At 71.9% G+C, this 19,389-nt stretch carries 17 protein-coding genes; 4 read left to right on the top strand and 13 right to left on the bottom strand.

Translation table 11 applies throughout. The features are described from left to right. From ACIRPX_RS09235 to ACIRPX_RS09225, 3 genes are read right to left on the bottom strand one after another with little or no spacing between them, the layout of a single operon-like run. A complete protein-coding gene (locus tag ACIRPX_RS09235; protein ID WP_404190523.1) occupies positions 1–1,026 on the bottom strand; it encodes an ABC transporter permease in 1,026 nt (341 codons plus the stop codon). Then, positions 1,019–2,539 (bottom strand): sugar ABC transporter ATP-binding protein, encoded by a 1,521-nt coding sequence (locus tag ACIRPX_RS09230; RefSeq protein ID WP_404190520.1) that lies wholly within the window; start codon positions 2,537–2,539, stop codon positions 1,019–1,021. The genes ACIRPX_RS09235 and ACIRPX_RS09230 overlap by 8 nt, the downstream gene beginning before the upstream one ends. After that, positions 2,536–3,612: a sugar ABC transporter substrate-binding protein gene (locus tag ACIRPX_RS09225; protein WP_404190518.1), complete on the bottom strand. Its 1,077-nt coding sequence runs from the start codon at positions 3,610–3,612 to the stop codon at positions 2,536–2,538. The genes ACIRPX_RS09230 and ACIRPX_RS09225 overlap by 4 nt, the downstream gene beginning before the upstream one ends. 165 nt (positions 3,613–3,777) lie before the next feature. Here ACIRPX_RS09225 and ACIRPX_RS09220 point away from each other — a divergent pair, with 165 nt between their 5' ends. Then, positions 3,778–4,479, top strand: coding sequence for a FadR/GntR family transcriptional regulator (locus ACIRPX_RS09220; protein ID WP_404190515.1), 702 nt, complete (start codon positions 3,778–3,780; stop codon positions 4,477–4,479). Positions 4,480–4,552: 73 nt separating this feature from the next. On the opposite strand, the gene ACIRPX_RS09215 is transcribed toward ACIRPX_RS09220, so the two are convergent. From ACIRPX_RS09215 to ACIRPX_RS09195, 5 genes are all read right to left on the bottom strand, one after another. Next, a complete protein-coding gene (locus ACIRPX_RS09215) occupies positions 4,553–7,573 on the bottom strand; it encodes an alpha-mannosidase (protein WP_404190512.1) in 3,021 nt (1,006 codons plus the stop codon). Positions 7,574–7,728: 155 nt separating this feature from the next. After that, positions 7,729–8,991 (bottom strand): glycosyl hydrolase, encoded by a 1,263-nt coding sequence (locus ACIRPX_RS09210; RefSeq protein ID WP_404190510.1) that lies wholly within the window; start codon positions 8,989–8,991, stop codon positions 7,729–7,731. A gap of 35 nt (positions 8,992–9,026) precedes the next feature. Continuing rightward, complete coding sequence (locus tag ACIRPX_RS09205) at positions 9,027–9,932, bottom strand: carbohydrate ABC transporter permease (RefSeq protein WP_404190507.1); 906 nt, start codon at positions 9,930–9,932, stop codon at positions 9,027–9,029. Further along, positions 9,929–10,855 carry a carbohydrate ABC transporter permease gene (locus ACIRPX_RS09200; RefSeq protein ID WP_404190505.1) on the bottom strand — a complete coding sequence of 309 codons (927 nt, stop codon included), beginning with the start codon at positions 10,853–10,855 and terminating at the stop codon, positions 9,929–9,931. The genes ACIRPX_RS09205 and ACIRPX_RS09200 overlap by 4 nt, the downstream gene beginning before the upstream one ends. A 9-nt stretch (positions 10,856–10,864) precedes the next feature. Further along, positions 10,865–12,160, bottom strand: coding sequence for an ABC transporter substrate-binding protein (locus ACIRPX_RS09195; RefSeq protein ID WP_404190503.1), 1,296 nt, complete (start codon positions 12,158–12,160; stop codon positions 10,865–10,867). Between the two features lie 221 nt (positions 12,161–12,381). Between ACIRPX_RS09195 and ACIRPX_RS09190 the strand changes: the two genes are divergently transcribed. The 3 genes from ACIRPX_RS09190 (at position 12,382) to ACIRPX_RS09180 (ending at position 14,963) form a co-directional block, all read left to right on the top strand. Further along, a complete protein-coding gene (locus ACIRPX_RS09190) occupies positions 12,382–13,428 on the top strand; it encodes a LacI family DNA-binding transcriptional regulator (protein ID WP_404190501.1) in 1,047 nt (348 codons plus the stop codon). Positions 13,429–13,491: 63 nt separating this feature from the next. Then, entirely contained in the window at positions 13,492–14,379 is an 888-nt protein-coding gene (locus ACIRPX_RS09185; protein ID WP_404190498.1) for a YihY/virulence factor BrkB family protein, read from the top strand. An 86-nt stretch (positions 14,380–14,465) separates the two neighbouring features. Further along, a complete protein-coding gene (locus ACIRPX_RS09180; RefSeq protein WP_404190495.1) occupies positions 14,466–14,963 on the top strand; it encodes a MarR family winged helix-turn-helix transcriptional regulator in 498 nt (165 codons plus the stop codon). A gap of 1 nt (position 14,964) precedes the next feature. Here the strand turns inward: ACIRPX_RS09180 and ACIRPX_RS09175 are convergent, their stop codons facing one another. From ACIRPX_RS09175 to ACIRPX_RS09155, 5 genes are all read right to left on the bottom strand, one after another. Beyond that, positions 14,965–16,173 carry a PP2C family protein-serine/threonine phosphatase gene (locus ACIRPX_RS09175; protein ID WP_404190492.1) on the bottom strand — a complete coding sequence of 403 codons (1,209 nt, stop codon included), beginning with the start codon at positions 16,171–16,173 and terminating at the stop codon, positions 14,965–14,967. A 91-nt stretch (positions 16,174–16,264) separates the two neighbouring features. After that, a complete protein-coding gene (locus ACIRPX_RS09170; RefSeq protein WP_404190489.1) occupies positions 16,265–16,714 on the bottom strand; it encodes an anti-sigma regulatory factor in 450 nt (149 codons plus the stop codon). Next, positions 16,711–17,112 carry an STAS domain-containing protein gene (locus ACIRPX_RS09165; protein WP_404190486.1) on the bottom strand — a complete coding sequence of 134 codons (402 nt, stop codon included), beginning with the start codon at positions 17,110–17,112 and terminating at the stop codon, positions 16,711–16,713. Before ACIRPX_RS09165 ends, ACIRPX_RS09170 begins: the two co-directional genes overlap by 4 nt. Beyond that, positions 17,109–17,996 carry an STAS domain-containing protein gene (locus tag ACIRPX_RS09160; RefSeq protein WP_404190484.1) on the bottom strand — a complete coding sequence of 296 codons (888 nt, stop codon included), beginning with the start codon at positions 17,994–17,996 and terminating at the stop codon, positions 17,109–17,111. The genes ACIRPX_RS09165 and ACIRPX_RS09160 overlap by 4 nt, the downstream gene beginning before the upstream one ends. A gap of 143 nt (positions 17,997–18,139) precedes the next feature. Then, on the bottom strand, positions 18,140–19,297 hold the full coding sequence (locus ACIRPX_RS09155; RefSeq protein ID WP_404190482.1) for a PP2C family protein-serine/threonine phosphatase: 1,158 nt from the start codon (positions 19,295–19,297) through the stop codon (positions 18,140–18,142). Between the last annotated feature and the right edge of the window lie 92 nt (positions 19,298–19,389).

The following is a 19,389-nucleotide window of genomic DNA, read 5'->3' as shown; positions in this document are numbered from 1 at the left end:
TCAGTCCTGGGCGCGGCCCGTGGTCACCCGGGCGAGGATGAGCGCGAGCAGGATGATTCCGCCGTAGATGGCGTCGATCCAGAACGACGGCACCTGGGCCATGGTGAGCATCGTCTTGACCACGCCCAGCAGGAGGACGCCGGTCAGGGCGCCGAACATGGTGCCCTTGCCGCCGTCGAGGCTGATCCCGCCGATCACCGCGGCGGCGAACACCGTGAAGATCATGTTCTGGCCCTGGTTGGCGCCGATCGCGCCGACGTAGCCCGTGTACATCAGGCCGCCGATCGAGGCGAGGACGCCGGCGACGACGTAGACGCCGAGGCGGACGCGGTCGACGCGGATGCCGGCGGCGCGGGCCGCCTCCAGGTTGCCGCCGATCGCGTACAGCGAGCGGCCCACACGGTGGTACTTGAGCACCAGCCCGGCGACGGCGAAGGCGGCGGCCGCCACCCACACGGAGAGTGGGATGCGCAGGAACGTGGTGGTGGCCAGCGAGAAGAACGAGTCGGGCATGCCGAACAGCGTCTTGCCCTTGGTGGCACCGACGAGGAGCCCGCGCAGGATGATCAGCATGGCGAGCGTGACGATGAACGCGTTGAGCCTCACCTTCACCACGAGGACGCCGTTGAAGGCACCGATGACCGCGCCCACCAGGGGAATGGCCAACAGGGCCAGCCCGGCGGGGAGTTCGGAGCCCCAGCCGGCCTGCGCGGCCGGCAGGACCAGGAGGGCGGCCACGGCCGGCGCAATGCCGACCACCGACTCCAGCGACAGGTCGAACTTGCCGGTGATCAGCACCAGCGACTCGGCGAGCACCACCATGGCCAGCGACGCCGACGAGGCCAGGATGGAGATCAGCGTGGCCTCGGTGAAGAAGGAGTCGTTCAGCACCGCACCGAGCAGGAGCAGCAGCAACAGCGCCGGAACCAGGGCCAGTTCGCGGGCGCGCCGCACCAGCACGGCCCGCGCCGACCGGACGTCCGGCACGCTGACCGCCTTCACCGGCGGCGCCTTGGTGTCAGCCATGGTGGTCCACTCCTTCGATGGAGGCGATCAGCTCGTGGTCGCGCCAGCCGGCCGGGTGTTCGGCGACGACACGGCCGTGGAAGAGGACGAGGACGCGGTCGCAGCGCCGCAGGTCGTCGAGTTCGTCGGAGACGACCAGCACGGCGGTGCCGTCCTCGCGGGCGCTGTCCACGCGGGCCAGCAGCGACTCCTTGGACTTCACGTCCACGCCTGCGGTGGGGTTGATCAGGACGAGCAGCCGCGGGTCGGAGGCGAGGGCGCGGGCCATGACGACCTTCTGCGCGTTGCCGCCCGACAGGTCGGACACCGGCTGGCCGGGGCCCTCGGCATGGATGTCGAGGCGGTCGATCAGCTCGGCGGCGACGCTGCGCCTGCGGTCGCCGCCGACGAACCCGAAGCGCCCCAGCCGGTCGAGGACGCTCATGGTGGCGTTGTCGCCGATGGTCATGCCGGCGATCAGGCCCTGGTCGTGACGGTCCCGCGGGACGCAGCCGACACCGGCCGCCAGCGCGGCACGGACGTCGCCGAACGGCAGGTCCCTGCCGTCGAGTCGGGCGGTTCCGCCGGTCGGTGTGTGCAGCCCCGCGAAGGCCTCCGCCAGCTCGATCTTGCCGCTGGCGGAGGAGCCGGCGAGCCCGACGACCTCACCGCGCCGGACCGTCAGGTCGATGTTCTCGTACGCCTGCGCGGTGAGCCCGCGGGCGTCGAGCAGGACGGGCGCGCCGTCGTCGACGGCCGCCTCCCGCACGCCCTGCCCGGCGATGGTCTCGATGGACTCCCCCGCCATGGCCTCGATCAGGGCCGTCCTGGGCAGGTCGGCGACCGGGGACGTGGTGATCCAGCGGGCGTCGCGCAGCACGGTGACGGTCTGGCAGACCTCGTAGACCTCCTGGAGGTGGTGCGAGATGAACAGGAAGGTGACGCCCGAGTCCTGCAGCGCGCGCATCCGGTCGAAGAGCCGCTCGATCTCGCGGTTGTCGAGCTGGGCGGTGGGCTCGTCGAGGATGATGAAGCGGGCGCCGAAGCTCAACGCCCGTGCGATCTCCACCATTTGGCGGTCCTCGACCTTGAGGTCGGCCGTGCGTGCCTCCGGGTCGACGCGCACGTCCCAGGTGCCGAGGAGCTCGGCCGCCTCGCTCCTCAGGCGGCGCCAGCTGATGAAGCCGCGGTGCAGCGGCTGGCGGTTGATGAAGAGGTTCTCCGCGACCGTCAGCTCCGGTACGACCGTGGGGTGCTGGTAGACGCAGGCGACCTTGCGGCGCCAGGCGTCCCGGTCGGCGAGCGGGGGCGCGGGCTCGCCGTCGAAGCGGACCGTGCCCGCGTCCGGCGCCTCCAGGCCGGTGAGGACGCGGACCAGGGTCGACTTGCCGGCGCCGTTGCGGCCGACGAGTGCGTGGGACTCGCCGGCCAGCACGGTGAGCCGGCCGTCCGCGAGGGCGGTGGTGGGGCCGTAGCGCCGGACGACGTCCCGCGCCTCGGCGAGCGGCGCCGACTGGCTGTCCTGAATGCTCATTTGACCGTGTTGCCCCAGAGCTTGGGGTCGTCGACGTTGGACTTGGTGACCAGCGGGGCGGGCAGCTGGTCCTCCAGGATGCCGCCGGGCAGCTTGACGATCGTCGAGTCGTGGTCGGTCGGGCCCGGCTCGAAGGTCTTCCCCGCCATCGCCGCCTTGATGTAGTACATGCCGTACTTGGCGTAGGCGTCGGCGGGCTGGGAGACGGTCGCGTCGATCTGGCCCTTGCGGATGGCGTCGTACTCCTGCGGGATGCCGTCGTTGGAGACGATGACGATGTGGCCCTTCTGGCCCGCGGTCTTGAGCAGGTTCTTCGACTTCAGGGTCTGCAGGGTGGGGGCGAGGTAGACGCCGCCGGCCTGCAGGTAGATGCCCTTGATGTCGGGGTTGGCGTTGAGCAGCGTGTCGAGCTTGGAGGCCGCGGCGTCGGACTCCCACTTGGCGGGGATCTCCAGGACCTTGAGCCCCGGGTACTTCTTCTTCACGCAGGAGCGGAAGGCCTCGGAGCGGTCGCGGCCGTTGACCGAGGCGAGGTCGCCCATGATCTGCACGACCTTGCCGCTGGTGACGTGCGCGCCGAGGTAGTCGCAGGCCTTGGTGCCGTAGGCGACGTTGTCGGCGCGCACGACCATGGCGACCTTGCCCTTGTCGGGTGCCACGTCGACGGCGACGACCGGTACGCCCTTGCGGTCGGCCTGGTCGAGACCGGCCTCGATGGCGGCGCTGTCCAGGGGGGCCACGACCAGGCCCTTCACGCCCTGGTTGAGCTGGTTGTTGATGTCCGTGATCTGCTGCGAGGGGTCGCTGTTGGAGTTGACCGTCTTCAGCGCGTCGACGCCTTCGGACTTGGCCATCTTCGGCACGTAGTCGTTGTACGACTGCCAGAACGGCGAGGTCAGCAGGGGCAGGATCACGCCCACCTTGCCGCTGCCGCCGCCTCCCGCGGCGCCGGCGGAGCCACCGGTGTCCTTGGTGCTGCCGCACGCGGCGAGCGCGAGCGAGGCGCAGGCGGCGACGGCCGCCACGCCGAGGATGTTGGACCTGTTCCGTTTCCGCACTGTCCTGCCGGGCATCTTGGCGGCTCCTCGTTGAGCGGGTTCGAGCAGATGACGGCATACTTATCAGACCACTTCCCCGATACAACACCCCTGTACCCCATATTTTGCGGCTCCGGACCCATAGTGGTCTGACCACTCCGCTGGTTAGACTGCGGCGGACCCGGTGACTGGAGGCGTGGCGTGGACGAGACAGCTCCGCAGAAGGGCACCGTGACGCAGCGGGCCATGGAGCAGATCAAGGCGATGATCGCGGAGGGGCGCCTGGAGCCCGGCCAGCGGCTGCCCACCGAGCGCGACCTCGCGGCCCGGCTGGGCATCTCCCGCAGCTCGATGCGCGAGGCGATCCGCGCGCTGACGGTGCTCGGCGTGCTGGAGGCCCGGCACGGCTCCGGCATCTACGTCACCCAGCTGGAGGCCGGCGACCTGCTGGAGACCTTCGGCGTGGTCGCCGACCTCTCCCGCGGCCCGCGCCTGGTGGAGCTCCTGGAGGTGCGGCGCGTCCTGGAGTCGACGGCGACCGCGCTGGCCGCCGCCCGCATCACGCCGGACCGGCTCGCCGAGGTAGAGAAGCACCTCACGGCGATGAACGCCACCGACGACCCCGAGGAGATCCTCGCCCACGACCTCGCCTTCCACCGCGAGATCGCGGCCGCCGCGGGCAACGACACCATGGCGGCCATCCTGGAGGGCCTGTCCTCGCGCACCTTCCGCGCCCGGGTCTGGCGCGGCTACCAGGAGGAGGGCGCCTTCGAGCGCACCCGCCGCGAACACGCGGCCATCCACCGCGCGCTGGTCGCCCACGACCCGGAGGCGGCCCGCGCGGCGGCGGCCGCACACGTCGGTGAGGTCGAGCAGTGGTTGAGGACGCAGCTGGGCTCGTGAGCCCGGGAAGGGGCCGACACGCCTGACGGCGGCCGTGCGGGGCCGGGCCCCGCACGGCCGCCTCGGCGGACCGTCAGGCCCTGGCCAGCCGGAGGGTGACCAGTTCGAAGGGGCGCAGCGCCAGGCGGATCGCGGTGCCGTCCCACTGCGGTGCGGCCGCGTCGGTGAGCGGGCGCTCCAGCAGGTCGGTCACGTCAGCTCCGGCCAGCGGGAATCCGGCCGTGAGCGTGGCCCGGGTGCGGGACCCGTGCGCCTCGTGCAGGCGGACGACCACGTCGCCGCTGCCGTCGTCGGCCAGCTTGACGGCCGTGACCACGACCGCGTCCCGGTCGACGGCCACCAGCGGCGCCACCTCACCCGCGCCCGTCGCCCGGCGCTCGGGCAGGTTGATCCGCCAGCCCTCGCGCACCGCGTCCGCGATGCCCGCGCCCGGCACCAGCGCATGCCGGAAACGGTGGACGCCCTGGTCCGTCTCGGGGTCCGGGAAGCGCGGGGCACGCAGCAGGGACACCCGCACGGTCGTGGTCGTACCCCGGTCGCCGTCGGTGCGTACGCCGCGGGTCACGTCGTGGCCGTACGTCGAGTCGTTGACGAGGGACACGCCCCAGCCGGGCTCCTCGACGTGCACGAAGCGGTGGTTGCACGCCTCGAACTTGGCCGCCTCCCACGAGGTGTTGGTGTGGGTGGGCCGGTAGAAGTGCCCGAACTGGGTCTCCGACGCGTACCGTTCGGCGTGCACGTCGAGCGGGAAGGCCAGTTTCAGGAACTTCTCCGTCTCGTGCCAGTCCACCTCGGTGTCCAGCACCAGCCGCCGCTCCCCCGGCGCGAGCGACAGCACCTGCGTGACGAGCGAGGCGCCGAAGGACCGCACGACCCGCACCGACGCGCCGTCCGCGCCGGGGGTCACCTCGTCGGCGTCCGTCAGGTCGGTGACGGTGTTGCGGTAGAACTCGTCCACGTCCCAGGCGTCCCACATGTTCGGGAAGTCCGGGTGGAGCTGGAGGACGCCTGCCGCCCGGCCCGGGGCGATCGTCTCCCGGTCGGCCGCGAGGTCGTAGGCCGAGACGACGAGGCCGCGGGCGTCGATCCCGATCCGCAGCAGACCGTTGTCCAGGACGTGGCCGCCGCCCTCACGCGCGGTGAGCACCGTCCGGCCGTCGGCGCCCGGTGCGGCGGCACCGCCCGAGGGGACGCCGGCGCGGGCGTGCGGGGCCGAGTTGAACACCAGCGGCGTCGAGCCCTCACCGGCCAGGGCGCGCTGGGCCGCCTCGATGATCCCGGTCAGCTCCCCGGCGAGGCGCGCGTAGGTGGCGCGGGCCTCGCGGTGCACCCAGGCGATGGACGAGCCGGGCAGGATGTCGTGGAACTGGTGCAGCAGCACCGTCTTCCAGATGCGGTCCAGCTCCTCGTAGGGGTAGGCGAATCCGGTGCGTACGGCCGCGGTCGCCGCCCACAGCTCGGCCTCCCTGAGGAGGTGCTCGCTGCGCCGGTTGCCCTGCTTGGTGCCGGCCTGGCTGGTGAGGGTGGCGCGGTGGAGTTCGAGGTAGAGCTCGCCCACCCAGACGGGCGGTTCGGGGTACTCGGCCTCGGCCTCGGCGAAGAAGGCCGCCGGGGTCTCCCAGGCGACGGTGGCCGAGCCTTCGAGGTCGCGCAGCCGGGCCGCCTTGGCGACCATCTCACGGGTGGTGCCGCCGCCGCCGTCGCCCCAGCCGGTCGGCGCCAGGGAGTGGCGCGCCCTGCCCTTGTCCTTGAAGTTGCGCGCCGCGTGGGCGATCTCGCTGCCCTTCATGGAGCAGTTGTAGGTGTCGACGGGCGGGAAGTGGGTGAAGATCCGGGTGCCGTCGATGCCCTCCCACTGGAAGGTGTGGTGCGGGAACGTGTTCGTCTGCGACCACGAGATCTTCTGGGTGAGCAGCCGGGTGGAGCCGGCCGCGCGGATGATCTGCGGCAGGCCCGCGGCGAAACCGAAGGTGTCGGGCAGCCAGGCCTCGTCGTTCTCGATGCCGAACTCGTCGAGGAAGAACCGCTTGCCGTGCACGAACTGCCGGGCCATGGCCTCCGAGCCCGGCATGTTGGTGTCCGACTCCACCCACATGCCGCCCGCCGGCACGAACCGCCCGTCGGCGACGGCCTTCTTCACCCGCGCCCACACCTCGGGCCGGTGCTCCTTCACCCAGGCCCACTGCTGGGCCTGCGACATGGCGAAGACGAAGTCCGGCTCGTCCTCCAGCAGCGCGGTCATGTTCGCCGTCGTCCGGGCGACCTTGCGCACCGTCTCACGCAGCGGCCACAGCCACGCCGAGTCGATGTGCGCGTGACCGACCGCGCTGACGCGGTGGGCGGAGGGCACGGCGGGCGCGGCCAGCACGTCGGCCAGGTGTGAACGCGCCTCGCCCGCGCTGCCGCCCACGTCCTGGAGGTCGACCGCGTCGAGCGCCCGGTCCACCGCGCGCAGGATGTCCCAGCGGCGGGCGGACTCCACGGGCAGCTCGGCCATCAGCTCACCCAGCACCTCCAGGTCGATCACCAGCTGCCACACCGTCTCGTCGAAGACGGCGAGGTCCATCCGGGCCAGCGTGTACTGCGGCGCGTTGCCGGCGGTCTCCTTGTCGCCCAACTGGGTCGGCAGGAAGGGGTGGTAGTCGAGGATGACGGGGTTGGAGGCGGCCTCGACGTGCAGCCGCACCTCCTCCCCGCCGGCGACGGGAGCGCCGATGCGCACCCACTGGTTGCGCGGGTTGAGGCCCTTCACCGGGGTGCCGTCGGGCCGGTAGACCAGGCCCTCGCACTGGAAGCCGGGCATGTTCTCGTCGAAGCCGAGGTCGAGAACGGCCTCCACCGTCTTCCCGGCCCAGGCCTCGGGGACCGTCCCCGTGACGCGGAACCAGCTGGTCCCCCAGGGAGCACCCCACCGGGCGCCCACCTCGATCGGCCCGGGCTCGGCCGCCAGTCCCTCGGCGACCGGCACCGGCTCGCCGGGCGCCTGCCACACCGCGACCTCCAGCGGCACGGACTCGGGGTACACGGCGGGACGGATGCGCTCGTCGAGGACACGCTTGAGACGGGCTTCGACCAGGCTGCGGTCGTCATGCATGCGGGGTGCTCCAAGGGTGGGTGCCGATGGCGGGTGTTACCGGCGGTGGGTCACGGTGACGGGGTCCGACGAGGTGTACAGCTCCCCCACCGCACGCACCTCCAATCGCGGGGCGGCCGCGGTGCCGGCGGGGAGGACGGTGCTTCTGGCGGGTGTCACGAGCTGGTGCCTCCTTGTGGGGTGGGGAGGACCTGTCCGGGAGTGACGACCTCGGTGATGCCGCGTGCGGTGAGGTGGTCCTTGTCGTCCGCGAGGGTGTCCAGGACGGTCGTGGGGCGGGCGCCGTCGGCGGTCAGCCGGAAGAAGGCGTCGAAGACCTCCCCGCCGGGGGCGCAGCGTGAGCGCCGGGCCGGGTCGGCGGGGACGGCCAGAGCGGTGGTGCGGGGGGCCGGCGGTGCCAGGGTGCGGGCGCGGGCGGCGGCCCCGGCGAGCGTGCGGGCGGTGTCCTTGGGCTGCCGGTCGTTGGTCAACAGGCCGAGACCGTATTCGAGTTCGGGGAAGTCGGCGAGATCGCGGGAGACGTCGTGAGAGCACCACCAGGTGATGCCCCACAGGTCGGGGCAGTCCAGGGCGTGGGCGACGGTGGCCTCGGTGAAGGCGGCCGCGTGCTCGGGCGGGACGAGCGGGGCGGGTGCGCCGACCTCCTGGAGCCAGACGGGACGGTGCGGGTCCTCGGCCCAGGCCTTGGCGAGTTCGACGAGGTAGGCGGCGTGGTGCTCGGTCGGTACGGCGGTGCGGCCGTGGCGCTGGGCGGTGCCGTTGAAGACCCAGGAGTGCACGGCCGTGAGGGCGCCGTGGCGGGCGGCCTGGACGGGGGTGAAGGGCTGGTCGTCCTGGTACCAGGTGGCGTCGTACTCGGCGTGCAGGTGGAGCCGGCCGGGGGCGCCCTGCTCGCAGGCGGCGAGCATACGTGCCAGCCAGGCGTCGATCTGCTCCTCGGTGGCCCGGTCGGGGTCCGGGTGCGGGCCGGCGGAGAACTGGTTGACCTCGTTGCCCAGGGTCATGCCGAGGAAGGTGGGGCGGTCGGCGAGGGCGGCGGCGAGGGTGCGCAGGTAGGCGGCCTGGCCGTCGAGGACGTCGGGGTCGGTGAAGAGGTTGCGGCGGTGCCAGGTGCGGGTCCAGGCGGGCAGGTAGTCGAAGCTGCTCAGGTGGCCTTGCAGGCCGTCGACGTTGACGTCGAGGCCGCGTGCGGCGGCGTCGTCGACGAGCTGGACGAGCTGCTCGACGGCCTGCGGGCGGATCAGGGTGCGGTTGGGCTGGAAGTAGGGCCACAGCGGGAAGACCCGGATGTGGTCCAGGCCGAGGGCGGCGATGGAGTCGAGGTCGGCGCGTACGGAGTCGGGGTCGTAGTCGAGCCAGTGGTGGAACCACCCCTTGCTGGGGGTGTAGTTGACGCCGAAGCGCACGGCAGAAGGCATGCGGTGTCCTGTGTCCTTGAACTCGGGTGCGGCGGTCAGCCCTTGACGGCCCCCTCGCCCACGCCGCGGAAGAAGTACCGCTGCAGACAGGCGAAGAGGGCGATCAGCGGTGCCACGGCGATGACCGTGCCCGCGGCGACGAGGCGTTCGTCGTTGGCGAAGGTGCCGTGCAGGTAGTTGAGGCCGATGGTCAGGGTGAACTTGGAGGGGTCGCTGAGCACGATGAGCGGCCACAGGAAGTCGTCCCAGGCGCCCATGAAGGCGAAGATGGCGACGACGGCGAGGGTGCCCTTCACCGACGGCAGGGCGATGCGCAGGAACCGCTGCCAGACGTTGGCGCCGTCGACGTAGGCCGCCTCCTCGATCTCGTAGGGCAGGTTGAGGAAGGCGTTGCGCATCAGCAGCACGTTCATGGCGGCGACGCAGCCCGGCAGGACGACCCCGATCAGGGTGTTGTTGAGGCCGAGCTCCCGCATGGTGGTGAACTGGGCGATGATGATGCCCTCCACCGGCACGAGCATCGCCAGGATGAACACGAGGGTGGCGACACGGCGGCCGCGGTAGCGCAGCCGGGCCAGTGCGTAGCCGGCCAGGGCCGAGCCGACGCAGTTGGTGACGACGTTGCCCGCGGCGACCTTCAGTGAGTTGACGGCGTAGTCCCACACCGGGATGGTGTCGGCGACCCGTTCGTAGTTGTGCAGGGTGGGGTGGGCGGGCAGGAACTTCGGCGGTGAGCTGAAGATGTCCTCCGTCGGCCCTTTCAGCGAGGTGGACAGCTGCCACAGGAACGGGCCCACGGTCAGCGCCAGCACGGCCAGCAACAGCACGTAGCGCAGGGCGAGTTCCCACACCCGGATGCGGCGGCCGTGCTCGTCGGTGACCCGGGACTCCCGCGCCGGAGCCGGTGCCTGCACGGGCCGTGCCTTCTCGATGACGCTCATGTCTCCTCCCTGCGGTCGGCGCGCAGCACGAGCAGCATCAGCGCGACGGTGACGACGAAGACGACGAGGGAGAGGGCGGAGGCGTAGCCGACGCGGCCGGTGAGGCCGGTGCCGGTGCGCTGGACCAGCATCACCAGCGTGGTGTCCTCGCCGGCCGGTCCGCCGCTGGGGCCCGCCATCAGGTACACCTCGGAGAACACCTTGAAGGCGGCGACCGAGGAGAGCGCGCCGACCAGGACCATGGTGGAGCGGACGGCGGGGACGGTGACGGTGAGGAAGCGGCGCACCGCGCCCGCGCCGTCGACGGCGGCGGCCTCGTGGAGTTCACGGGGCACGTTCGCCAGCGCCGCCAGGTAAATGATCATGTAGTAGCCCAGGCCCTTCCACACCGTCACGGCCATCGCGCTCAGCAGGAGCAGCCACTGGTCGCTGAGGAAGCCGACCCGGCCGATGCCGATGCCCTCCAGCAGGGAGTTGATCAGGCCGCGTTCGTCGAGCAGCCACACCCAGATCAGCCCGACGACGACGATCGAGGCGACGACCGGGGTGTAGAAGGCGGAGCGGAAGAAGGTGATGCCGGGGATGTTCTTCTGCACCAGCAGCGCGAGCAGCAGCGGCAGGATCACCAGCGCGGGCACCACACCGATGACGTAGAGCGTGCTGTTGCGCAGCCCGATCCAGAACATGTCGTCGTGCAGCAGCTCGCGGAAGTTGGCGAGTCCCACGAACTCGCCCGGGATCAGCGTCCGGCGGTCGGTGAAGGAGTTGACCACCGTGGAGACGAACGGGTAGAGGATGAAGATGCCGGTGATCAGCAGTCCGGGGGCGGCGAACAGCCAGGGGCTGGTGGGCAGTTGGCGACGGACGCGCCGGGTGCCTCCCGCTCCCGGCGCCCGCCGTCCGGACAGGGTGGACAAGGCCATCAGGGCGTCCTATCCCTGCTGCTGGAGCAGCGTGTCGCACTGCTTGACAGCGTTGTCGAGAGCCTGCTTGGGGCTCTCCTTGCCCTGCAGCGCCTTGGCGACCTCGTTGCGCAGCGCCGTCTTCATCTGGTCGCTGAACAGCACGGGCGTGTAGTTGACCGCGTTCTTCAGGGACTTGGCGGCGGCGATGCGCACGCGGGTCTCGTCGGTGCCGTCCTCCTTGGTGAAGTACGGGTCGTCGAGGGAGCCGGCGGTGCTCGGGAAGATGGCGACCTTCTTCGCGAACGACATCTGGTGCTCGGCGTCGGTGACGAAGTGCGCGAAGGCGACGGCGGCGGGCGTGTGCTTGGTCTTGGAGTTGACCATCACGCCCATCACGTACATGTTGACGTGGCCGGTGCTGGTGATCTGGTCGGTGATGCCGATGTTCTTGTACAGGTTGGGCGCCTGCTTCTTGAAGTTGCCGAGGTCCAGGGCGCTGCCGGGGTTCATGGCGACGGCCTCGGTGAGGAACTTCTTGCCCGAGGACTCGGGGGTGGCGGTCAGCGCCTGCGGGTCGAGCGCCTTCGCGTCGTACAACTCCTTGTACCTGGTGAGCAGTTCGACGCCCTTGGCGTCGTTGAAGGCGAAGCCGGTGCCCTGCTTGTCCATCAGCTCGACGCCGTAGCGGCCGAAGTCCTCGATGGTGGGGATGTTGGCGAGGGTGGCGACCTTGCCGTCGCTCTTCTTCGCCATCTGCAGGGCGTCGTCGAAGAGGTCGCCGTACGTCTTCGGCGGCTGCGCGGGGTCGAGTCCGGCCTTCCTGAACAGGGACTTGTTGTAGAACAGCGGCCCGGTGTTGAGGTACCAGGGGAAGGCGTACGTGCCGGTCATGCCCGGTATCTGGTGGCTGGCCCAGGCTCCGGCCAGGTACTCCTTCCTGTACTTGGCGGCGGCCTTGTCGAGGTCGAGCGCGAGGCCGGCCTTGGCGAGGGGGGCGACCAGGTCCGGGGAGACGTTGACGACGTCGGGCAGGGTGCCGCCGGCCGCGTCCGCGCTGATCTTGTCGGCGTACCCCTCGGCGGGCTGGTCGATCCACTTCACGTGGGTGCCCGGGTACTTCTTCTCGAAGTCGGCGACCAGGCCGTCGAAGTAGGGCTTGAAGTTGGCCTTCAGGTTCCAGGTCTGGAAGGTGATGTCGCCCTCGATCTTGCCGGAGGCGTCGGACGATCCGCTGTCGTCGCCGCCGGAACCGCAGGCGCTCAGCGGCAGGACGAGGGCGGCGACGGCGACGGCGGCGACGAAGGTTCTGCGGGATGTGGGCACGGTGACACGGCTCCCTCGGAGTGTCGTTGGCGGTGACGCCAGGGACCATGCCCGGGGCGTTCACCAGAAGTCAATGGATTGGCCTCCACTAAAGAAATTCATTCCTCATTAGTGCAGGTCAGAGCCATCGTGATCGAGAACTTGCACTTCATCACTAATGCGCTTTACCGTTCTCACGCTCAAGCGCATTAGCTCCGACTGCCGAGAAAAAGGTGAGCCAGGTGCCAGCCAGGCGTTCCCCGGCCCGCCGGCCGACGATGAAGGACATCGCGCAGCGCGCCGGTGTCTCCGAGAGCGCCGTCTCCTTCGCGCTCAACGGGCGCCCGGGTGTCTCCGAGGTCACCCGCGACCGGGTGCGCAGGGTCGCCGAGCAGCTGGGCTGGCGGCCCAGCGCGGCGGCGCGCCAGCTGTCCGGGGAGGGCGCGGCCACGGTCGGCTTCGTGCTGGCCCGGCCCGCCGACACCCTCGGCGTGGACTCCTTCTTCCTCCAGCTCGTCTCGGGCATACAGGAGGTGCTGGCGGAGCGTCATCTCGGCCTGCTGTTCCAGGTGGTGGAGGACGTCGCCGACGAGTGCGCGGTCTACCGCCGCTGGTGGGCCGAGCACCGCGTGGACGGCGTCCTCGTCGTCGACCCGCGCACCGACGACCCGCGCCCCGACCTGCTGGACGAACTCGGCCTGCCCGCCGTGGTGATCGGCGGCGCGCCCGACGAGCGCCACCCCGGCCTGTCGACGGTGTGGGCGGACGACGCGGGCGCGATGGCCTCCGTCGTCGACGAGCTGTACCGGCTGGGCCACCGCCGCATCGTGCACATCGCGGGCCTGCCGGACCTGGCCCACACCGAGCGCCGGGTGCGCACGCTGCGCGCCGAGGCCGGACGGCGCGGCCTGCGCGAGGTGGAGTCGGTGACCACCGACTACTCCGACGCGGAGGGCGCGGCCGTCACCCGCCGCGTCCTGGGCCGGCCCGCTCCCCCGACCGCCCTGATCTACGACAACGACGTGATGGCCGTCGCGGGCGTCGCCACCGCGGCCGAACTCGGTTTCACCGTGCCGGCGGACGTGTCGGTGGTGGCCTGGGAGGACTCGGCCCTGTGCCGCATGGTCCGGCCCCGGCTGTCCGCCCTCTCCCGGGACAGCGTGGAGTTCGGCCGCACGGCGGCCCGGGAGCTGACCGCGCTGCTGGACGGGGGCCCGGCGCGCACGGTGCGGGTGCCGGTGCCCCGGGTGATCGTGCGGGAGAGTACGGGGGTGGCACGGGGGGCATGAGCCAGCCGAGGGCCCGGACGATCGGTCGGCCCGCACAGCGACGAAGGTGAGAGCATCCGCCCCATGGACGAGGCAGACGGTCGCGGGACCCGATGGTGGGCGGCGCTGCGCCGGACCCCGGTGGCCGTCTGGGACGACGACGTCACGGACTGGGCCGCCGCGCTGACGTACTACGCCGTGCTGGCCCTGTTCCCGGTGCTGCTGGTGATCCTCTCCATCGTGGGGCTGACCATGCCGACCGCGCGGCCGGAGGTCATCAACCGGATGACGCAGGCCGCCCCGGTCGCCTCGCAGCCCCTGCTGCGCAGCACCCTGCAGCAGCTGGCCGGACAGTCCACGGCCGCGTGGACGCTGGTCTTCCTCGGCGGGGCGGGGGCCCTGTGGTCGGGCTCCAGCTATCTGAGCGTCTTCCGCCGGGCACTGCACTCCATGCACCGGGTCAGCGCGCACCGCCCCGTCTGGCGTACGGCTCCGCGCATCATCGTCACGGCCCTGGTGCTGATCTCCCTGCTGCTCACGTCCACGCTCACGCTGTTCCTCACCGGCAGCCTGGCCCGGCGGCTGAGCCGGGCGCTGGATCTGGGCAGCGGGCCGCAGGCGGCCTGGGACGCGCTGCGCTGGCCGGTGGTGGCCGTGGCCGCCGTGGCCATGGTGCTCGTCCTGTACCGCTCGGGCCCCGCCTCGTCCCGCCCGGTACGCCGGATGGCACCGGGCGGGACCTTGGCCGTACTGCTTCTGCTGGCCGTCTCGGTCGGGTTCGCCGTCTACACGTCCCACATCGGCGCCTACCACCGGCTGTACGGCTCACTGGCAGGCGTCGTGATCTTCCTGATCTGGCTGTGGCTGTCCAACCTGGCCCTGCTGATGGGCGCCCAGTTCAACGCGGAGCTGGCGAAGGCGGTGCCGCGGGTGCCGGCCGAACGGCCCGTACCGGTGACGGAACCGTTCTAGCGCTGCTTGCGACCCGGCTCTCCGGGTACAGCGTTGGAATATGAGGTGTGCCCGCAGGACCGGATCGTACGGAAAGTGATGCCTTCGTGACTCTTCCCGGCGGCGCCGACGACCGCGCGGAGGGCTTGGGCGACGTTCCGAGCGCCGATGCGCGAGAGATCGCCGACGCGGTGGAGCGCCTTGCGAACCTGTGGTCCGTGGCCGCCCAGGAGGCGGCCGTACGGCTGTCCCTGCACCAGCTGCGGGCGCTACGGGCGCTGGAGACGGCACCGGAGCTGAATCTCACCGGCCTGGCGGAGCGGCTGGACATCGGGCTTCCCACCGCCAGCCGGCTGTGCAACCGGCTGGAGGCCGCGGGGATGCTGGAGCGCGCGCTGCACCCCGGCAACCGCCGTGAGGTGCAGCTGACCCTCACGGGTCAGGGGCGCCGTGTGCTCAAGGACGTGGCGCGCCGACGCACGGAGGCCCTGGCCGGCGTCCTGGCCTCGATGGCGCCCGCTGAGAGGTCGGCCCTGGTCAGCGGCATGAAGGCCGTGCTGTCCACGCCGGACGAGGCGTTCTCGCGGCCGCCGTGGGAGCCGTAGGTCAGCGGTCGGGGCGCTCCTGCCGGGGCGCACCGGCTGCGCGGCCCGTCCAGTCGAGGCAGACCACGGAGGCGTCGGCGACGAGGTCCTGGCTGCCGACGTGCTCGATCAGCCCGGCGACCACCGAGCGCGCCGCCTCGTGCGGGGAGGTCTCGCGGGTCGCGCCCAGGATCTGGCGCAGGACGCCCTCCCCGAACATCTCCCCGCCCGCCGAGCGGGGGCTGTGCACGCCGGTGCTGAGGACGACCAGGCGGTCGCCCGGCTCGACCCGGAAGGTCTGCTCCTCGTAGGGGGTCTCCTCGAACATGCCCAGCGGCATCTGGGCCTCCAGCGCGACGTGTTCGACCGTGGTGCCGCGCTGCCGGTACAGCTGCGGGGACCCGGCGTCCACGGCGGACACCGACCCCGTGGCGAGGTCGAAGCGCAGCAGCAGGGTGGAGGCGTACTTCTTGCCGCCGTACTGGGAGAAGAGGGCCTGGTCGGCGAGGCAGGCCTGCTCGGCGAGGTCGACGCCGGCGCGGCGGGCGTTGCGCAGTGCGCCGACCGTGAGGCCGGTGAGCAGGGAGGCGTCGATGCCCTCGCCCATGCCGTCGGTGACGCTGAGCGTGAGGTGGTCGGCGGTCGTGGACCAGTCGAAGTTGTCCCCGCCGATGGCGTAGGCCGGCTCCAGATGGGCGCCGATGACGAATTCGTCGCGGGCGCATCCCCGGCCCGGGAGGAGCTGCCACTGCATCTCGGCGGCGAGGGTGAGCCGGCGGGTGCGGCGGGCCTGGAGGTAGAGGTCGGTGTCCCGGGAGGCCGTGGCCAGCTCGTGCCCCAGTGCGGTGGCGAAGTCGCCGAGCCGGAGCACCGAGGCCGGGTCGGCGGCGGTGTCGGGCACGTGCACCGAGAGCACGCCGAAGCGGTCGCCGCGGACGGTGATGGGCAGGTGCACCAGTTCCGTGGCCGGGTCGGCGGTGACCTCCAGCACCGGCTTCTGGGTGGTGAAGGCGGTGCCGGCGGGGCCGTCGTGGGCGGAGACCGGGTCGCCGGTGTCCGGAAGGTGGGTGACCGGCTGAAGCACCGAGAGCGCGTAGTCGGCGAGGAGGAGCGTCACGTCCACCGCGCCGAAGCGCTCCGCCAGCAGCCGACCGGCGGTGGCCACCAGGGCGTGGGGCGGGGCCGCCCGCAACTGGGCTTCCACGGACGGGACGGCGTCAGAGCTGTTCACGAAGTCTCCATCCTCTCCCCTTGCCGCCTCCACGCTATCGCGCGGGGCCGCGGTGCCGGGACGGGGTGGATCGCTGCGCCCGGCGCCCGGCTCACCCCTCCCCCGGACGAGGGGCGGGCACGCCGGCGATCCAGGCGGTGACGGTGACGACCGTGCCCCGGCCGGGGGCGGAATCGACGGAGAACTCGTCCATCAGCCGCTTGGCTCCGCCCAGTCCCATCCCGAGGCCGCCCCCGCTGGTGTAGCCGTCGGCCAGCGCCTGCTCGACGTCGGCGATACCGGGGCCGGAGTCGGCGAAGGCGAGCCGGAGCCCCCGCCGCGGGCCGTTGGCCACCGGGGTGATCCGCACCTGGCCCCCGCCGCCGTGGACCAGGGTGTTGCGGGCCAGCTCGCTGGCCGCGGTGACCAGCTTGGTCTGCTGCACGAGCCCGAAGCCGAGCTCGGCCGCGACCTGCCGCACCTGATGACGCAGCCAGGCGAGATCCGCGTCCGAGCCGATCGGCAGGCTCGTCGTGGTCGCGGGGTCGGACGCCGGCGTCACACGCCCCCCTCGGGACGGCCCGGGACCGGCTGCCGCAGCAGCTCGAAGGCGCGCTCGACGTCGAGCGTGGTCGCCAGGCCGGGCAGCGTCAGGCCGAGCTCGACCAGGGTGATCGCCACCGCCGGCCGCATTCCGCACAGGACGGTACGGGCGGCCAGCAGCCGGGCGTCGGCCGCGATCTCGGCGATGATCCGCCCCAGGAACGAGTCCACGATCTCGACGCCGGAGACGTCGATGACCACACCGGTCGCCGCGCTGCCGGCCACCCGGCGGGCGACGTCCTGCTGGAGGCGCTCGGCCGTGCCGTCGTGCAGCTCCCCCCGCAGGGAGACCAGCAGGACGTCCCCCAGCGCCAGGACCGGCACCGTGGCGACCTCGGCCGGAAGCGGGGCGGTCATCGCGGGTTCGCACCCGCCGCGCGGTGGGAGACCTCGACGCCCTGCCGGGTGAGCGCGTAGGCCAGGGCGTCGGCCAGCGAGCCGCGGGTGAGCACCGGGCTCAGGTCGATGCCCAGGTGCACGATGGTCTGCGCGATGGCCGGGCGGATGCCGGAGACGATGCACTCGGCCCCCATCAGCCGGGCCGCGGCGACGGTCTTCATCAGATGCTGCGCCACGAGCGAGTCGACCGTGGGCACGCCGGTGATGTCGAGGATCGCGTGGCGGGCCCGCCGCTCCACGATCGCCTGGAGCAGCGATTCCATGACGACCTGGCTGCGGGCGCTGTCCAGCGTGCCGATCAGCGGCACGGCGACGACGCCGTCCCACAGGCTGATCACGGGGGTGGCCACCTCGAGGAGCTGCAGCCGCTGCCGCGCGATCAGCTCCTCGCCGGCGGTGAGCGTCGTCTGCATGACCACCAGACGCAGTGTCCCCATCAGGACGGTCAGGGCCAGCAGAGCCTCCTGCGCCTCGCCGCCGGCCGGCCCGCGGCTCTCGTGGCGCAGCAGCTCGCAGGCCGCCACCCGCAGCGCCGCGGCCTCGTCCGCGATCTGGGCGGGGCCGGCTCCGCCACGGGCCCGGGAGGCGGCCATACGGCCCAGCTGCTCGCGCACCGAGTCGAACCCGGGCGCCGCGACGTCCTCCGGCCGGCCGCTGGACGCCACCTCGCGCACGGCGTCCACGACGGCCTTGCCCGCCTCCACGGCCTCGTCGCGGGAGACGGTGAAGACCGTGCGGAACAGAGGCGTGTCCGCCCACCGCTGGGCGATCTGCTCACGGCACCGCTCCAGGAAGGCCGCCACCTCCCGCGCCGCCGCCTCGGCCGCTACCTGCTCCGACACCCTGCATCGACTCCCTTCTTCGGCAATGACCGTTGCGCCACGTCCGGCACACTGCGGCAATTATTGCCGCATGGCAAGTATTGCTGATGAGCGAGCCGTGCGAACGACACCGCATCGGCACCTCCGCGGCTCGCGCCGCCGGCTCAGTGCCCGCGCCAGTCCAGGCAGACCACGAGCGCGTCGTCCTGCGGGGCGGACTGACCGCGATGGCCGGTCAGCTCCCGCAGCAGGGCCCGGGGCACCTCGGCGGCGGGCAGCAGACGGGTGGACGTGATCGCCCGGGCCAGGGCGGCGTCCCCGTAGGCCTCGCCCTTGGGCGAGGCGACGGCGTACACCCCGTCGCTGACGAAGACCAGCCGGTCGCCGGGCTCGACCTGGAACTCCTGGGCCACGTAGTCGGTCTCCTCGAACATCCCCAGCGGGAGCTGCGCGTCGAAGGCGACCCGCTCGACCACGCCCTCACGCAGCCGCAGCAGCTGCGGCGAGCCCGCGTCCACGACCTTCACCCGGCCCGTGGACAGCTCGAAGTCCAGCATCAGCACCGAGAGGTAGGAGCGGCCCCGGTAATGCGCGTAGACCGCCTGATCGGCCAGGGCGGCCTGGTCGTCGATGGCGATGCCCGCCCGCCGGGCGTTGCGCAGCGCGTTGATGGCGAGGTTCGTCAGCAGGGAGGCCTCTATGCCCTCTCCCATGCCGTTGGTGACGTAGAGCATCAGCCGGTCCGCGTCGGCGGACCAGTCGAAGTTGTCCCCGAAGATCGCGTAGGCCGGCTCCAGCTGGGCCCCGAGGTCGTACTCGGGCCGGGAGCAGGAGCGGCCGGGCAGGAGCTGCCACTGCATCTCGGCGGCCAGCGTCAGCCGGTCCTTGCGCCGCGCCCGCAGGTAGAGGTCCGTGTCACGCTCGGCCACGAGCACCTCGTGCGCGAGCACCTCGGCGACGTCCGCGAGCTCGCCCAGCAGGTTCCGTACGGCTTCGCGGTCCCGCATGGTGACCGACAGCACGCCCAGCCGGTCACCGCGCACGGTCACCGGCAGATGGACGCGCACCCCGTCGCGGACCCCCTCCAGGAACGGCTCCTGGGCGCCGAAGGCACGGCCGGCGGGGCTGTTGTGCACCGACACCGCCTCCGCGGTACGGGGCAGCTCGGACACCGGCTGCAGGACGGTCAGGCCGTAGTCGGCCAGGAACAGCTCGACGGACCGCGCCGCGTACTCCTCGACGAGCACGCGGCTCACGGCGTCGAGCAACTCATGGGGGGCCGCCCTGCGCAGGGCGCGCTCGGCGGTCACAAATCTGTTCACGATGGGAGATACACCATTCCTTCGTCGGACACACACGTGACGGGCCCGGGCGGCGGGCCGGCCCGGGCCGAGCCGCACCGGCCGTGCGAGCC

This window comes from Streptomyces sp. NPDC101225 (genome assembly GCF_044767585.1).
Classification (GTDB): domain Bacteria; phylum Actinomycetota; class Actinomycetes; order Streptomycetales; family Streptomycetaceae; genus Streptomyces.
Note: the sequence above shows the minus strand (reverse complement) of the source record. Positions and strands in the feature narration are given on the sequence as shown.

Coding starts and splice junctions, on each gene's coding strand:
- ACIRPX_RS09210 (WP_404190510.1), bottom strand. CDS start 8,991: ATGCCTTCTGCCGTGCGCTTCGGCGTCAACTACACCCCCAGCAAGGGG.
- ACIRPX_RS09225 (WP_404190518.1), bottom strand. CDS start 3,612: ATGCCCGGCAGGACAGTGCGGAAACGGAACAGGTCCAACATCCTCGGC.
- ACIRPX_RS09205 (WP_404190507.1), bottom strand. CDS start 9,932: ATGAGCGTCATCGAGAAGGCACGGCCCGTGCAGGCACCGGCTCCGGCG.
- ACIRPX_RS09230 (WP_404190520.1), bottom strand. CDS start 2,539: ATGAGCATTCAGGACAGCCAGTCGGCGCCGCTCGCCGAGGCGCGGGAC.
- ACIRPX_RS09235 (WP_404190523.1), bottom strand. CDS start 1,026: ATGGCTGACACCAAGGCGCCGCCGGTGAAGGCGGTCAGCGTGCCGGAC.
- ACIRPX_RS09215 (WP_404190512.1), bottom strand. CDS start 7,573: ATGCATGACGACCGCAGCCTGGTCGAAGCCCGTCTCAAGCGTGTCCTC.
- ACIRPX_RS09165 (WP_404190486.1), bottom strand. CDS start 17,112: ATGACCGCCCCGCTTCCGGCCGAGGTCGCCACGGTGCCGGTCCTGGCG.
- ACIRPX_RS09200 (WP_404190505.1), bottom strand. CDS start 10,855: ATGGCCTTGTCCACCCTGTCCGGACGGCGGGCGCCGGGAGCGGGAGGC.
- ACIRPX_RS09185 (WP_404190498.1), top strand. CDS start 13,492: ATGGACGAGGCAGACGGTCGCGGGACCCGATGGTGGGCGGCGCTGCGC.